This window comes from Nocardioides sp. P5_E3 (assembly GCF_054049275.1).
In genome coordinates, this window is record NZ_JBFUMR010000006.1 from 116,231 (window position 1) to 130,446 (window position 14,216).

Annotated in this window: 13 protein-coding genes and 2 pseudogenes; 5 read left to right on the forward strand and 10 right to left on the reverse strand. The window is 72.1% G+C overall.

Annotated elements, in window-relative coordinates; all coding sequences use genetic code 11:
* Positions 1 to 16: 16 nt before the first annotated feature.
* Positions 17 to 1,216: an acyl-CoA dehydrogenase family protein gene (locus tag ACXJKB_RS05320; RefSeq protein WP_300050432.1), complete on the forward strand. Its 1,200-nt coding sequence runs from the start codon at positions 17 to 19 to the stop codon at positions 1,214 to 1,216.
* A 7-nt stretch (positions 1,217 to 1,223) separates the two neighbouring features.
* On the opposite strand, the gene ACXJKB_RS05325 is transcribed toward ACXJKB_RS05320, so the two are convergent.
* The 3 genes and pseudogenes from ACXJKB_RS05325 to ACXJKB_RS05335 all read right to left on the reverse strand — a co-directional run.
* Positions 1,224 to 1,559, reverse strand: a complete 336-nt coding sequence (locus ACXJKB_RS05325; RefSeq protein WP_457186125.1) for a YnfA family protein — start codon at positions 1,557 to 1,559, stop codon at positions 1,224 to 1,226.
* 222 nt (positions 1,560 to 1,781) lie between these two features.
* Positions 1,782 to 1,931, reverse strand: a pseudogene (locus ACXJKB_RS05330) (hypothetical protein); the annotation flags it as partial.
* Positions 1,932 to 1,999: 68 nt separating this feature from the next.
* A pseudogene (locus tag ACXJKB_RS05335) lies at positions 2,000 to 2,785 on the reverse strand (DUF222 domain-containing protein); the annotation flags it as partial.
* Positions 2,786 to 2,940: 155 nt separating this feature from the next.
* On the opposite strand from ACXJKB_RS05335, the gene ACXJKB_RS05340 reads away from it, so the two are divergent.
* The 4 genes from ACXJKB_RS05340 to ACXJKB_RS05355 all read left to right on the forward strand — a co-directional run bounded on the left by ACXJKB_RS05340 (position 2,941) and on the right by ACXJKB_RS05355 (position 7,153).
* Positions 2,941 to 4,281 carry a sensor histidine kinase gene (locus ACXJKB_RS05340; RefSeq protein WP_457186127.1) on the forward strand — a complete coding sequence of 447 codons (1,341 nt, stop codon included), beginning with the start codon at positions 2,941 to 2,943 and terminating at the stop codon, positions 4,279 to 4,281.
* Positions 4,281 to 4,967, forward strand: a complete 687-nt coding sequence (locus ACXJKB_RS05345; protein ID WP_457186129.1) for a response regulator — start codon at positions 4,281 to 4,283, stop codon at positions 4,965 to 4,967. The genes ACXJKB_RS05340 and ACXJKB_RS05345 overlap by 1 nt, the downstream gene beginning before the upstream one ends.
* Before the next feature lie 81 nt (positions 4,968 to 5,048).
* Entirely contained in the window at positions 5,049 to 5,930 is an 882-nt protein-coding gene (locus ACXJKB_RS05350; RefSeq protein ID WP_300050444.1) for an ABC transporter ATP-binding protein, read from the forward strand.
* Positions 5,927 to 7,153 carry an ABC transporter permease gene (locus tag ACXJKB_RS05355; protein ID WP_457186131.1) on the forward strand — a complete coding sequence of 409 codons (1,227 nt, stop codon included), beginning with the start codon at positions 5,927 to 5,929 and terminating at the stop codon, positions 7,151 to 7,153. The genes ACXJKB_RS05350 and ACXJKB_RS05355 overlap by 4 nt, the downstream gene beginning before the upstream one ends.
* A 28-nt stretch (positions 7,154 to 7,181) precedes the next feature.
* Here the strand turns inward: ACXJKB_RS05355 and ACXJKB_RS05360 are convergent, their stop codons facing one another.
* The 7 genes from ACXJKB_RS05360 to ACXJKB_RS05390 form a co-directional block, all read right to left on the reverse strand.
* Positions 7,182 to 7,640: a VTT domain-containing protein gene (locus ACXJKB_RS05360; RefSeq protein WP_457186133.1), complete on the reverse strand. Its 459-nt coding sequence runs from the start codon at positions 7,638 to 7,640 to the stop codon at positions 7,182 to 7,184.
* A complete protein-coding gene (locus ACXJKB_RS05365; protein WP_300050451.1) occupies positions 7,640 to 8,278 on the reverse strand; it encodes a CDP-alcohol phosphatidyltransferase family protein in 639 nt (212 codons plus the stop codon). Before ACXJKB_RS05365 ends, ACXJKB_RS05360 begins: the two co-directional genes overlap by 1 nt.
* 18 nt (positions 8,279 to 8,296) lie before the next feature.
* Entirely contained in the window at positions 8,297 to 8,929 is a 633-nt protein-coding gene (locus ACXJKB_RS05370) for a Maf family protein (RefSeq protein WP_457186134.1), read from the reverse strand.
* On the reverse strand, positions 8,926 to 10,614 hold the full coding sequence (locus ACXJKB_RS05375; protein WP_457186135.1) for a DUF885 domain-containing protein: 1,689 nt from the start codon (positions 10,612 to 10,614) through the stop codon (positions 8,926 to 8,928). The genes ACXJKB_RS05370 and ACXJKB_RS05375 overlap by 4 nt, the downstream gene beginning before the upstream one ends.
* 62 nt (positions 10,615 to 10,676) lie before the next feature.
* The gene (locus ACXJKB_RS05380; protein ID WP_457186136.1) at positions 10,677 to 12,236 is read right to left on the reverse strand and encodes a putative Ig domain-containing protein; all 1,560 of its coding nucleotides are present in this window, start codon (positions 12,234 to 12,236) and stop codon (positions 10,677 to 10,679) included.
* Positions 12,237 to 12,362: 126 nt separating this feature from the next.
* Complete coding sequence (locus ACXJKB_RS05385) at positions 12,363 to 12,584, reverse strand: acyl-CoA carboxylase subunit epsilon (protein WP_457186138.1); 222 nt, start codon at positions 12,582 to 12,584, stop codon at positions 12,363 to 12,365.
* Positions 12,584 to 14,209: an acyl-CoA carboxylase subunit beta gene (locus ACXJKB_RS05390; protein ID WP_457186140.1), complete on the reverse strand. Its 1,626-nt coding sequence runs from the start codon at positions 14,207 to 14,209 to the stop codon at positions 12,584 to 12,586. Before ACXJKB_RS05390 ends, ACXJKB_RS05385 begins: the two co-directional genes overlap by 1 nt.
* Positions 14,210 to 14,216: the final 7 nt, after the last annotated feature.

A 14,216-nucleotide genomic window follows, 5' to 3' on the forward strand; every position in this document is an offset into this window, starting at 1 on the left:
CGCTAGGGTGCGAGGCATGACCTTCGAGCTGTCCCCCGAGCACGAGCAGTTCCGCCGCAGCGTCCGCGACTTCGCCGAGGCGGAGATCGCGCCGCACGCCGCGCAGTGGGACCGTGACCACCACTTCCCGACCGACGTGGTCCAGAAGATGGGCGCGCTCGGCCTGATGGGGCTGACGGCTCCGGAGGAGTTCGGCGGCGCCGGCATGGCGGGCGAGGACGGCGGCTTCACCTCGCTGTGCCTGGCGATCGAGGAGATCGGCCGCGTCGACCAGTCGATGGGCATCACGCTCGAGGCCGCGGTCGGGCTCGGGATCAACCCGATCCTCACCTACGGCACCGACGAGCAGAAGAAGACGTGGCTCCCCGAGCTCGTCGCCGGCGACAAGATCGCCGGCTTCGGACTGACCGAGCCCGGCGCGGGCTCCGACGCCGGTGCGACCAAGACCAAGGCTGTGCTCGACGGCGGCGAGTGGGTCGTCAACGGCTCGAAGCAGTTCATCACCAACTCCGGCTCGGACATCACCTCGCTCGTCACGGTCACCGCCCGCACCGGTGAGCGTGCCGACGGGCGTCCGGAGATCTCGACGATCATCGTCCCGTCCGACACTCCTGGCTTCACCGCGGAGAAGGCGTACGACAAGCTCGGCTGGCACGCCTCCGACACCCACCCGCTGTCCTTCAGCGACGCGCGGGTGCCGGAGTCGCACCTGCTCGGCGAGCGGGGTCGCGGCTACGCACAGTTCCTCGCGACGCTGGACGACGGTCGCGTCGCGATCGCCGCGCTCGCGGTCGGCTGCATCCAGGCGTGCCTCGACATGTCGCTGCAGTACGCCGGTGAGCGGCAGACCTTCGGCGGCCCGATCGGACGCAAGCAGGGTCTCGCCTTCCAGGTCTCGGACCTGCAGGTGATGCTCGACGCCTCGCGGCTGCTGACCTACAAGGCGGCCGCGATGAAGGACGCGATGGACGCCGGCTCGTCCTCGGTCACCACCGCGTCGTTCAAGCAGGCGGCCGCCGTGGCGAAGCTCTACGCCACCGAGTCGGCGGTCACCGCGACCCGCATCGCGACGCAGGTCTTCGGCGGCTACGGCTTCATGGAGGAGTACCCCGTCGTCCGGTTCTACCGCGACGCGAAGGTCCTCGAGATCGGCGAGGGCACGTCCGAGGTCCAGCGGATGCTCATCGCGCGGGGTCTCGGGCTCCCGGTCGAGTAGCGGTCCGTCAGGCGGGTCGCGGTGCGTACATGATCATCGCGACCCCGACCAGGCAGACCAGCGCACCCGTCACGTCGTACCGGTCCGGCCGGAAGCCGTCCACGACCATCCCCCAGGCCAGCGAGCCGGCGACGAACACGCCGCCGTACGCCGCCAGGATCCGTCCGAAGTGGGCGTCGGGCTGGAGCGTGGCGACCAGTCCGTAGAGCCCGAGGGCGATGAAGCCGGCGCCGACCCAGAGCCAGCCGCGGCCCTCGCGGACGCCCTGCCAGACCAGCCAGGCACCGCCGATCTCGGCGAGCGCGGCGAGGACGAAGAGGGCGAGCGACGCGACGACGGTCATGGGCGGGAGTCTCGCAGCCGTCCGGCCTCAGCCGGTCAGGACGTACTCGATGTGCAGCGCCGGCAGGACCCTGCGCCGGATCGTGGCGACCGGCGGCGGCCGGGTGGTGAGGCGGTGGCCGGTCGGCAGGGTGGTGGTCACGCTGCCGTCCGGCTCGGTTCTCGACCGCCAGCGGTGCGCGGTCTTGGCATAGTTGCAGGCCTCGCACAGCCCCTGCCCGTTGCGGGCCGACGTGGGGCCGCCGTCCTCGCGGGACTCGACGTGGTCGACGTGCCGCACGGGGGCATCGCACCAGGAGGTCCGGCAGGTGCGGTCGCGGAGGCGGACGAACCGGGCGAGGTTCCCGCGGAAGGTGCGCGTGCGCGCGTCCATGCTGACGAGCCGCCGAACAGGGCGGCGTCGGTCATCACGACGCCGAGGGCGACAGGGGTGGCGGGAACGTCCGGGGCGGTGTCGGACGCGGGCACCCCGAGCATCGTGGCGACCAGCGCGTCGGCCATCACCTGGCCACGTCCGCGCTCCTCGCCCGCGGCGCGGGCCCGGTCGGCCACCCGGGTGAGCGCGGAGTAGACCGCGACACCTTCCTTGACGGGCAGCAGTGCGGTCAGCCAGGTCATCGAGTCGGGCGCCGGGCGCAGGGTCACACGGCGCTCGGACTCGGCGTGGCGACGGCGGGCCACGCAGGCCGCAGGGTCGAGCCGCTCGGCCTCCGCGCGCAGCCGCGCCAGCAGCCTGCGGGGGCTGAGCCGTTCGAGCGCGTCGGGGTCACCGGCGACGACCTCGTCCACAGCCAGGCGGTGGGCGAGGGGCAGGCAGGCGGTCTCCCGCGCGATCACGGTCGAGGTCCACTCGTCGATGCGCCCGTCCTGCCAGGCCGCCCACGTGTGCGGGAGCTCGGTCTGGACGACCCGGGCGAGGCTGACGTGCCGCCGGCCGCGGTGCGGGGACTCCCGGCGGGCCGCGGCGACCACGTTGCCCACGCCCTTGCCGAGCTCCTCGGGCCTCACCCCGGCGTCGGCCTGCTCCTGCGTGAGCAGCGCGTCCAGGCGAGCCGTCAGCTCGGCCTGCGCGGCGGACACCGTGCGGCCGAGCGTCTCGAGCTCGGCGACGAGGTCGACCAGGACGGCGGCCTCGAGGTCCAACGCTGCCGCGACGATGCCCCGCAGCTCCGAGCGCGTCGCCGCGACGGCGACGGCGGGGGTGCTCGGCAGCGGGCTCGGGGTCATGGCACCACGCAAGCACCGCGCCCCGACAGCCACGGCCGCGCGCGGCGTACGCCTGTGGACGACGACGCGGAACGGCGACCTGTGGACGGTTCGTGGCCCCACATCTCCGCCTCCCGACGGATCCGGGCGCACCGCTCGCCCCCTACGCTCGCTCCATGCCCAGCACGAGCCAGCGCGCCCTGACGTGGTTCGGCGTGGACGACGAGTGGGAGCGGCCCCGGCCGCGGGTCGGTCGGCAGGACGTCGTCCTGGCCGCCAGCGTCGAGGCCGTCAGCCTGCTCGCGCTCGAGCTGGTGCGCAGCGCGGGCGGGCTCGAGCACACCGACGTCCCGGTCTGGACGCAGTGGCTCGCCGTGTCGACGGGCGCGGCGCTCCTCCTGGGCCGACGCCGCTGGCCGCTGGTGGTCGCGAGCCTCGCCGCGCTGCACATGTTCGTCGTCGGGGTGTCGATGCCGGAGGTCATGGGGCAGGTGTCGCTCCAGATCGTCTACTTCGTCGCCCTGCTGTCCGGGGTCGCGTACGCCCGCGACCGGCGCGCGATGGTGGTCGTGATCGGCACGATCGTGCTCTTCATGTTCGCGTGGATCACCTGGCAGTTCGCCGTGGGCTCGGCGGCGCAGGACATGATCGACGAGATGGACCACGCCGACCGTGTCGGGCTCTTCCCGCCGATCCCGTCGGCCGTGGCGATGACGCTGCTGGTCAACGTCATCTACTTCGGCGGGGCGATCGTCGGTGGCGGGGTGTCGTGGCGCGCGGCCCGGCAACGCCTGCGGCTGCAGGAGCAGGCGGCGACCATCACCGCCCAGGCCGGCCGGCTGCGGGAGCAGGCCGTCCTCGACGAGCGGCTGCGCATCGCCCGCGAGCTGCACGACGTGGTCGCGCACGGTGTCTCCGCGATGGGCATCCAGGCAGGTGCCGCCCGCCGGGTCCTCGACCGCGACCCCGACGCGGCGCGTACGGCCCTCGCGAACGTCGAGGACGCCTCCCGCGACGCGCTCGCGCAGATGCGGCGACTCCTCGGCACGCTCCGGGAAGGACCCGCCGACGGCAGCGAGGACGGGACCGACCCGGCCGGCGCGACGCGTACGTCCGAGGCGGGCGTCGGTGACCTGCCCGAGCTGGTCGCCCAGTCGAGCCAGGAGGGTCTCACCGTCCACCTCGACGTCGTCGAGGACCCGACCTGCGCCGCGAGTCGGCTGCCCCGGGGCATCGGGCTCGCGATCTACCGCACGGTGCAGGAGGCGCTGACCAACGTACGTCGCCACAGCACCGCCGACACCGTCTCCGTCGTGGTGCGGGTCGACGAGTCCACGTCGTACGCCGAGGTCGAGGTCGTGGACAACGGCCGGCCGCGGCACGGCACGTCCGGCAGCGGGCTCGGCCAGCTCGGCATCCGCGAGCGGGCCGCCACCCACGACGGGCAGGTCGACATCGGGCCGCGGGTGACGGGCGGCTACCGGGTCCGCGTGCGGTACCCCCTCGGAGCATCGTGATGGAACGCCCGCTCACGGTCCTGCTCGTCGACGACCACGCCATGGTGCGCTCGGGCTTCGCGATGGTCCTCTCGGTCGAGGACGACATCGAGGTCGTGGGCGAGGCCGCCGACGGCCTCGAAGCGATCGAACGGGCCCGCGCGACCCGCCCCGACGTCGTGCTGATGGACGTCCAGATGCCGCGGATGGACGGCATCGAGGCGACGCGCCACCTCGTCGCCGACGACCTCGGGCGCGTGGTCATCGTGACGACCTTCGACCGCGACGACTACCTCTTCGACGCCCTCCAGGCAGGCGCGAGCGGCTTCCTGCTGAAGAACGCCGGTCCGGAGCAGCTCCTCGACGCCGTACGCGCCGCAGGTCGCGGACACGCGCTGCTCGCGCCGGAGGTGACCCGCCGCGTCATCGGCAAGATGGCCGGGGGAGCGGACGCCGGATCGGGGCCGGTGGCGACCGAGCGGGCCGAGCCGAAGGAGCTGGCGCTGCTCACCGCTCGCGAGCGGGAGGTGCTCGTGCTGCTCGGCCGGGGACTGTCGAACGGCGAGATCGCCGGCACGCTCGTGCTCGGCGAGGCGACGGTCAAGACGCACGTGTCCAACGTGCTCGCCAAGCTGCACGTGCGCGACCGCGTGCAGGCGGTCATCTACGCCTACGAGGCCGGCCTCATCCTCCCGACGGAGGAGTGACCCAGGAGGATCGCACCTCCACCCCACAGATCCGTCCCGCGGGGGATCCCCGCCAGGCCGGGCGTCACTAGCGTCGTCGTCATGCTGGAGATCAGGGAGCTGACCAGACGGTTCGGTGAGAACACCGCCGTGGACCACGTGTCGTTCGAGGTGCCGGCCGGGTTGATGACCGGCTTCGTCGGCGGCAACGGTGCGGGCAAGACCACGACCATGCGGATGGTCATGGGGGTGCTCGGCATCGACGAGGGGGAGGTGCTGTGGCAGGGCCGGCCGATCACCCGGCTGGACCGCCGCCGGATCGGCTACATGCCCGAGGAGCGTGGGCTCTACCCCAAGCAGCCGATCCTCGACCAGCTCGTCTACATCGCCCAGCTCAAGGGCATGGACCGCGTCGCGGCCCGTACCCAGGTGACCGAGCTGCTGGAGCGGTTCGGGCTGGGGGAGCGCACCAAGGACAACCTGGAGAAGCTGTCGCTGGGCAACCAGCAGCGGGTGCAGATCATCGCCTCGGTGCTGCCCCGCCCGGCGGCGCTCGTGCTCGACGAGCCCTTCTCGGGCCTCGACCCGAGGGCCGTCGACTCGATGGTCGACCTGCTGCGCGAGTACACCCGCGACGGCGTGCCGGTCCTCTTCTCCAGCCACCAGCTCGACCTCGTCGAGCGACTGTGCGACCGCCTGGTCGTGCTGTCCCAAGGACGCCGGGTCGCCGCCGGGACGGTTGCGGAGCTGCGCGACGCGGGGGTGCCGCGCTTCCGCCTCGTCCTCGGCGGCGACGCCGGTTGGGTCCGTGACCTGCACGGGCTGGAGGTCCTCGACCTCGAGGGGGCCAGCGCCCTCGTCGAAGTGCGCCAGGACGGCGCCGAGCAGCACCTCGTCGCGGAGGCCACCAGACGCGGCGACGTCCACGAGTTCGTCCGGGTCCGCCCGGCCCTCAGCGAGATCTACCGGGAGGCCACCGCATGAGCACCGACACGTCGAGCCCCGACAACCAGAGCCCCGACAACCGGGACACCGACCGGCGCGACGAGCCCCCGTGGCTGCTCGTGACCCGCCGCGAGGTCGTCTCGCGGATCACCGACAAGTCCTTCCTCCTCGGCACGGCGTTCATGGTGGTTCTGATCGCCGGGTTCATCGGCTTCAGCGCCTGGCAGGAGGAGCGGACCGAGACGGTGACCCTGGCCGCCACGCCCGACGCGGCCGCCATGGCCACCGCGGTCGCCGACGCCGCGCCGGGGGTGGACGAGAACGTCGAGGTCACGGTCGTCGAGGTCGACGACCGGGCCGCCGCCGAGTCCGCGCTGCGCGAGGACGAGGTCGACGCCTGGCTGCACCCGACCGACGACGGTTGGCAGCTGACCTCGGAGTCGAGCGAGCAGGGCTCGCTCACGGACGTCGTGGAGGTGGTCGTGCAGCAGCAGGTGCTGGCCGACAACGCCGCGAAGGTCGGCACGACGGTCGAGTCGCTCCAGGCCGGCAGCACGGTGACCACGGTCTTCCTGCGCGGCGACGCCGAGAAGGCGGGCGTGGCCGAGGCCGTCGGCTTCGTGTTCGTCTTCCTCTTCTACTTCGCGGCCCTCGTCTTCGGCATGCAGCTGGCGTCGTCGGTGATCGAGGAGAAGCAGAGCCGCATCGTCGAGATCATCGCCGCCGCGATCCCGGTGCGGCACCTCCTGGCCGGCAAGGTGCTCGGCAACACGGCCCTCGCGGTGATCCAGCTGATGGTCTACCTCGTGGTCGGACTCGTGGGGCTGTCGTTCACGTCCTACAAGTCCTACGTCCCGGCGCTGTCGGGTCCGACGGCGTGGTTCATCGGCTTCTTCCTCGCGGGCTTCATCGCCCTGGCCTGCCTGTGGGCGGTCGCCGGGTCGCTCGCCTCGCGGACCGAGGACCTGCAGGCGACGTCGACGCCGCTGACGATGCTGATGCTCGTGATGTTCTTCGGCGGGCTGTCCCTCGACGGCCGCGCACAGGTGATCGCGTCGTTCGTCCCGCCCGTCTCGGCGGTCGTGATGCCCAAGCGCATCCTGGCCGGCGGCGTGGAGTGGTGGGAGCCGCTGCTGGCCCTGGGCCTGCTGGCCGCGTTCGCCGCGGTCACTGTGTGGATCGGGGAGCGCCTCTACCGCCGGGCGCTGCTGCAGACCGGCGGTCGGGTCAGCCTCCGCCAGGCGTGGTCCGCGGCCGAGTGATCCGGAGGTAGGTGGGTCGACGGGGACCTCAGAACAGCTGCACCAGCGACGAGGTCCCCGTCACCACCGCCCAGAACCGCAGGCCGCGCCCGGCCAGACCGGTCAGCATGAAGATCCAGAACGGCACCCGCAGCGTCCCGGCGAGCACGGCCGTGACGGCGTACGGCGGGATGCCGGTGCTGGCGGAGACGAAGAGCAGGCCGGCCGTGAACCACGGCCGGCCCTCGGCGCGCTCGTGCCACTTGTCCAGCGAGGCTCGCGCCTTGGGCTTCTCGAGCTGGCGGTGGACCCACGGGGCGCGCTCGACGTGCATGCCGCCCCAGTACCAGAGGATCTTGCCGAGCATCTGCCCGATCGTGGCCGCGACGAGGAGCCCCCACATCTGGCCGGGGGCCTGGGTGACCGAGACGACGAGGATGGCCTCGATGTTGATGAGCGGCAGCAGCGCGGAGGCGATCGAGGCGCCCAGGACGCTCCAGAACAGCATCAGCCTGCGGCGCCCGGTACCGGCAGGCCGATCTGCGCGAGGCGGCGCAGCGACACGCACTTGAGGACCAGCAGCGCGGTGGCGATCACGAGCCCCACCCACATCCAGCCGGTGACGAGCAGCAGCACCGCGAAGAGCGCGCTGTTGACCGCCTTGGCGGGCTTGGACCAGTTCCACAGCCAGATGGTGCGGTCGACGACGAAGAAGTAGTTGGGGCTGCGGATCGGCCAGGCGAGGAACGCGATCGACAGGAAGCAGTCGATCACCATGAACTCGGCGAGGTAGACGAAGATCGCCGGAGACAGGTCGGGCTGCAGCCACGCGAGGCCGATGTAGAAAGCGGCGGCGTTGAACCGGTCGCACATGATGTCGAGGACGGCCCCGATGCGGGTCTCGCAGTCGCGCACGCGGGCGTAGAAGCCGTCGAGCATGTCACCGACCCAGTAGACGCCGAGGGCGACGACCAGCAGCGTCAGGCTCTGCTGGTGGGCGGCCATGGCCGCCAGCACGACCGAGGCGATCGTCCGTACGAAGGTGATGACCGTCGCACCGGTCAGCAGCCGTTCCTCGCGCACGCCGTAGCGGTCGACAGGATCAGCCTCTGGCCCTCCCGCCGTGCCCTGCACCCCGCTCCCCACGCCCGGGATGTTAGCGGGTCAGGTCCACAGATCAGGCCACGCGTGGCCGAGCTCGAGGACCAGCTCGCGCAGCAGCGGCAGGCTCACGCCCACCACGTTGTGGTGATCGCCCTCGATGCCGCGCACGAACGCGCCGCCGAAGCCGTCGATCGTGAAGGCGCCGGCGACGTGCAGCGGCTCGCCGGTCGCGACGTAGGCCTCGACCTCGTCGTCGCTCACGTCGGCGAAGTGCACGAGGGTCGAACCGGTCGCCGCGGCCACCCGCCCCGACGCCACCTCACGCAGGCTGTGGCCGCTGTGCAGGACGGCGCTGCGCCCGCGCATGGCACGCCACCGCTCACGGGCCTCGGCAGCGTCGCGGGGCTTGCCGAGCGCTTCGCCGTGCCCGCCCGAACCAGGGGCCGGCGGGAGCTCGAGCACCGAGTCGCAGCCCAGGACGAGAGCGTCGTGAGGTACGTCGTCGCGCGCGGCGACGGCGGCGCACTTGAGCTCGGCGAGCTGCAGCGCGAGCTCGGCCGGCGGCAACCCGTCGACCTGCGTCTCGTCGACCCCGCTCACGATGACCACCGGCTCGATGCCGGCCGCGCGCAGCGTGGCCAGGCGCGCGGGGGAGGCCGAGGCCAGGACCAGCGGCACGCGCGCGGTCGTCACAGGCGCCCCAGCGCCGTGCGCAGCGGGTCGAGCCCGAGCGAGCCGAGGTCGAGCGCGGCGCGGTGGAAGGCCTTGAGGTCGAAGTCGGCGCCGTGGCGCTGCAGGACCTCGGCCCGCGCCTCGAGCCAGATGCGCTCGCCGACCTTGTAGGACGGCGCCTGGCCGGGGAGCCCGAGGTAGCGCTTGACCTCGAACTGGATGACCTCGTCGTCCATGCGGCAGTGCAGCCGCATGAACTCCAGCCCCAGCTCCGGCGTCCACGTCTCGCCGGGGTGGAACGCGGTGCCGCCGGGGCCGAGCCGGTTGTCGTCGGGGATGGTGAGCTCGAGGTGCATGCCGATGTCGACGATCACCCGCGCGGCGCGCAGGGACTGGCCGTCGAGCATCCCGAGGAGGTCGGCGGGGTCGTCGAGGAAGCCGAGCTCCTCCATCAGCCGCTCGGCGTAGAGCGCCCACCCCTCGCCGTGCCCGCTGCACCAGCACATCAGCCGCTGCCAGCGGTTGAGCGTGTCGCTGCGGTAGGCCGTCTGGGCGACCTGGAGGTGGTGTCCGGGCACGCCCTCGTGGAACACGGTGGTGACCTCGCGCCAGGGGTGGAAGTCCTCGATGCCGTCGGGCACCGACCACCACATGCGTCCCGGTCGCTCGAAGTCCTCGGACGGCCCGGTGTAGTAGATGCCGCCGTCGTTGGTCGGGGCGAGCATGCACTCGATGCGCCGGATCGGCGCCGGGATGTCGAAGTGGACGTCGGCCATCGCGGTGATCGTGCGGTCGGCGAGGCCCTGCATCCACTCGCGGAACGCCTCGCGGCCCTGGACCACGCGGGTCGGATCGGCGTCGAGGTGGGCGACCGCCGCGTCGACGCCGGCGCCGGGGAGGATCCGCTCGGCGGTGGCGTCCATCAGGTCGGACAGCCGCTGCAGCTCGGCCCAGCCCCAGGCGTAGGTCTCGTCGAGGTCGACCTCCGCGCCGAGGAAGTAGCGGCTCGCGAGCGCGTAGACCTCCCGCCCGACCCCCTCGCGCTCCGCGCCCTGCGGCTCGAGCTCGTCGGTGAGGTACAGCCCGAACGCCGCGGTGGCGGCGCTCGCGGCACCCGCCAGGGCTCGCAGCTCGGCGCGGTCGCCGCCCTGCAGGCGGTCGACGAGGCCGAGGTAGAAGTCGCCCGCCTCGCCGGACTGCCCGGTCCAGCGGCGCACCTGCTCGGCCACCTCGGCGTACTGCCGTGCCGCGACGACATTGCCCTTGCGCGCCTCGTCGGAGAGCGTCACGCGCAGGCCCTCGAGGGCGGCGGGTACGCCGGCCAGGCGGGACGCGATGGCCGCGACGGCCTCCGCGCCCTCGGTCGGCATCAGGTCGAAGACCCCGCGGATCTCGTGCAGGGGGCTCCACAGCACCGACATGCGCGAGCGGTTGACGCCCGCTTCCTCCAGCTCGATCTCCAGCCGGGTCCGCTCGAGGAACGCGTCCCGCGCCGCCGCCTCGCGGTCGTCGACCGGGGTCGCGGCCTCGACCGCGGCGACCGCGCGCCGGGCCAGCGCCTCCCGGGCGTCGAAGCCGGCGGGGGAGAAGTCGGTCAGCTCGTGCTCGTGCCCGGCCACCCCGATCGAGGTGGCGGTCAGCGGGTCGAGGGCGCAGAAGTCCTCGACGTAGGCGTCGCAGAGGGCATCGATGGTGCGTTCGGTCACGCGGGCGACCCTATGCCCCTCCCGACCACCTGCGGGTCACGGACGCGAGGTCACGGCTGGCGTCACGGCGGCGGCGCGACGGCGATGAGGAAACCCTGCCAGTCGTACCGCGTGCCGTCGGTCGCGGCGACGTCGAACCACCCGTCGCCAGCCTGCGTGGGCGTACCCGACAGCAGGCCGCCGCTGCTCAGGGTCAGCCCCGGTGGCGGTTGGCCCAACGCCGACCACGCGAGGCCGGTGCCACCGCGAGCCGTGAGCTGGTGGCTGTAGGGCTGGCCGACCGTGCCCGCGGGGAGGCGGAAGGTGCGATCGTCATAGTCGATGCGGATGAGGTCGGACGTGGAGGGCACCACCCGTAGCGTGAACTGCTTGCTGCCCGACCTCCCGTCCACGACCCCAGTGACGGTGAACTGGTAGACGCCCGGTTGCGTCGCCGTCCCGTAGACGTAGGAGGCCGGCGGGTCGACGATGTCGTCGCCGTCGACGAAGTCCATCCCCGGCGGCAGCGAGCCGGACGTGACCGCCCACGTCGATCCCCCCGGGCACGGCGTGCAGAACATCTCCTGCCAGCCACCCGAGGTGTAGGGGGTGTGGGGATACAGCACGCCGACGGCGGCGTCGTACAGCCGGCCCGTCGTCACGGTGAGCGACCCCGGCGCGACGGCGAGCGAAACGGTGCGCGTGGTCGTGCCCGCGACGTTCGACGCGCGTACGTCGACCTCCCAGGTCCCGGCCTGGGACGGGGCGCCGGTCAGCAGGCCGTCGGAGGACAGGGTCAGACCGGGTGGCAGCGCGCCGACGGCCGACCACGTGACCTCACCGCCGGTGGCCAGGAACGTCGCCTGGTAGGGCACGTGCACCTCGACCGACGGGAGCGAGGTGGTGGTGATCGACGGCGTCGTGGGCGCTCCCACGGCGCGGGTCGTGATCGACGTGTGCGGCGAGTCGGCGCCGTACATCAGCAGCCCCCCGTCCACGGAGAGCCAGTAGTCGTACCGCCCCACGTCCGTCATGCGGTGAGTGAGCGAGATCGCTCCGCCGGGACCGACGGCGCCGGTCGCGACAGGCGTCGAGATCCGGAACGGGCCGCGGACCACGTGCACGGGTTGGCCCGCGAGCTCGGGTGCGGTGCGGCCGGTGAACGTCCACGGCTCGTTCTTGTAGGCGTCGCGTCCGCCGGGGCCTACGGCGTAGTCGGTGACGAAGGCGAAGGAGTCGACCTGTTGCTTGGCCGCCCTGGACGGGGCGTAGGTCCGCGTGCCTCGGTAGGTCGCCAGGTAGGAGCCCCGGACGCGCACCTGCACGTCCTTGCGCCAGACGCCCTTGCGACGCGTCGTTACGGTGCCGATCCTGGTCCAGGTCTTCGCTCCGCTGACGCGGTGCTTGATGACCACCTTCTGGCCCTTGAGGCCCTTGCCTCGAGAGGTGAGCGTGCCGGACAGCGTGACCGTGGTGCCGTAATCGACCTCGTCCAGGCTGGTCCTGAGAGTCAGCTTCGTCGCTCGGGCCGCCTGCGCGCGCGGTTCCTGGTCCGGAGGTCCCGCCGACGCGGAGGCCGTGACGAGACCGCTCGCGGCGAGGGCGCACGCGAGCAGCAGCAACCACCATCGACGACCAGCCATCGTCCACCCCCAACCGGAGCCTGAGCTGACGGCAACGTACGTCCGGTCGGCCCGGCGGCGGAGGTCGTCGGTCGAACGTCGGGCGAACCTTGACCAACTGGTCCAGTCAGGCGGCCTGCGGGCCTGTCACCGCAGCAGGCCGCTGGCCCGCCAGGCGCCGGGGCCCTGGCGATGCGTGCGTCGTACGCCCCGGGCGGGGCTGCTCCACGACGACCGTGGTCGCTTCGGGGCCTCGCCGCCGCCGGACCCGAGCGCGGAGAACACCGCCACCAGCGCGGCGACCTCCTCCGGCGTCGCGTCGGCGTTGACGATCCGCAGGAGCGGTGCTTGCTGTGGCTGGTCGGCCATCACAGCGGGATGTTCCCGTGCTTCTTGGGCGGGAGGGTCTCCCGCTTGGTGCGCAGCAGGCGGAGGGCGCGGACGACCTCGATGCGGGTCTCGTGCGGGGCGATGACGGCGTCGATGTAGCCCCGCTCGGCCGCGATGTAGGGGTTGGCCAGCGTGGTCTCGTACTCGTCGATGAGCTCGGCGCGCCGGGCCTCGACGTCGCCGCCGTCGTCGGCGACCTTCTTCAGAGTCTTGCGGTGCACGATGTTGGCCGCGCCCTGCGCGCCCATCACGGCGATCTGCGCGGTCGGCCACGCGACGTTGATGTCGGCGCCGAGGTGCTTGGAGCCCATCACGTCGTACGCCCCGCCGTAGGCCTTGCGGGTGATGACCGTGATCAGCGGGACGGTCGCCTCCGCGTAGGCGTAGATCAGCTTCGCGCCGCGGCGGATGATGCCCTGCCACTCCTGGTCGGTGCCGGGCAGGAAGCCCGGCACGTCGACGAACGTCAGGACCGGGATGTTGAACGCGTCGCAGAACCGCACGAACCGCGCGGCCTTCTCGGAGGCGTCGATGTCGAGGGTGCCGGCGAACTGCATCGGCTGGTTGGCCACGATGCCCACCGACTGGCCCTCCACCCGGCCGAAGCCGACGAGGATGTTGGGGGCGAACAGCTCCTGGACCTCGAGGAACTCCTCGTCGTCGAGCACGGCGGTGATCACGTCGTGCATGTCGTAGGGCTGGTTCGGGGAGTCCGGGATGATCGTGTCGAGCGCCCGGTCCAGGTCGGTGAAGTCCATGTCGGGCTGCTCGTCGAGCTCCGGTGCCGGGTCGAGGTTGTTCTGCGGCAGGTAGGACAGCATCGCCTTGACGTACTCGATGGCGTCCTCCTCGTCGGAGGCCATGTAGTGGGCGTTGCCCGACTTGGTGTTGTGGGTCCGGGCGCCGCCGAGGTCCTCCATCGTCACGTCCTCGCCGGTGACGGTCTTGATGACGTCGGGTCCGGTGATGAACATCGCGGAGGTCTGGTCGACCATGACCGTGAAGTCGGTGACGGCGGGGGAGTAGACGTGGCCGCCGGCGCAGTTGCCCATGATCATGCTGATCTGCGGGATGACGCCGGAGGCGTGCACGTTGCGCCGGAAGATCTCGCCGTAGAGGCCGAGGGAGACCACGCCCTCCTGGATCCGCGCGCCGGCGCCCTCGTTGATCCCGATGATCGGGCAGCCGGTCTTGATGGCGAGGTCCATCACCTTGGTGATCTTCTCGCCGTAGACCTCGCCCAGCGAGCCACCGAAGACCGTGAAGTCCTGGCTGAAGACGCACGCCATGCGCCCGTTGACCTCGCCGTAGCCGGTGACGACGCCGTCGCCGTAGGGCCGGTTCTTCTCCAGCCCGAACGCGGTCGAGCGGTGCCGCGCGAGCTCGTCGAGCTCGACGAAGGTGCCCTCGTCGAAGAGCATCTCGATGCGCTCGCGCGCGGTCCGGCGGCCCTTGGCGTGCTGCTTCTCGATCGCCTTCTCCGAGCCGGCGTGCACCGCCTCGTCGAGGCGCCGCTCCAGGTCCGCGAGCTTGCCCGCGGTCGTGTGGACGTCGATCTCCGACTCGGACGGGACGTCGGTGCCTTCACCCGGCTGTGCGCTCACGCCGTGG

Excerpts from the sequence above, each read along its gene's own strand:
- ACXJKB_RS05320 (WP_300050432.1), top strand. The coding sequence starts at position 17 with ATGACCTTCGAGCTGTCCCCCGAGCACGAGCAGTTCCGCCGCAGCGTC.
- ACXJKB_RS05325 (WP_457186125.1), bottom strand. The coding sequence starts at position 1,559 with ATGACCGTCGTCGCGTCGCTCGCCCTCTTCGTCCTCGCCGCGCTCGCC.
- ACXJKB_RS05340 (WP_457186127.1), top strand. The coding sequence starts at position 2,941 with ATGCCCAGCACGAGCCAGCGCGCCCTGACGTGGTTCGGCGTGGACGAC.
- ACXJKB_RS05345 (WP_457186129.1), top strand. The coding sequence starts at position 4,281 with ATGGAACGCCCGCTCACGGTCCTGCTCGTCGACGACCACGCCATGGTG.
- ACXJKB_RS05350 (WP_300050444.1), top strand. The coding sequence starts at position 5,049 with ATGCTGGAGATCAGGGAGCTGACCAGACGGTTCGGTGAGAACACCGCC.
- ACXJKB_RS05355 (WP_457186131.1), top strand. The coding sequence starts at position 5,927 with ATGAGCACCGACACGTCGAGCCCCGACAACCAGAGCCCCGACAACCGG.
- ACXJKB_RS05360 (WP_457186133.1), bottom strand. The coding sequence starts at position 7,640 with ATGCTGTTCTGGAGCGTCCTGGGCGCCTCGATCGCCTCCGCGCTGCTG.
- ACXJKB_RS05380 (WP_457186136.1), bottom strand. The coding sequence starts at position 12,236 with ATGGCTGGTCGTCGATGGTGGTTGCTGCTGCTCGCGTGCGCCCTCGCC.
- ACXJKB_RS05385 (WP_457186138.1), bottom strand. The coding sequence starts at position 12,584 with ATGGCCGACCAGCCACAGCAAGCACCGCTCCTGCGGATCGTCAACGCC.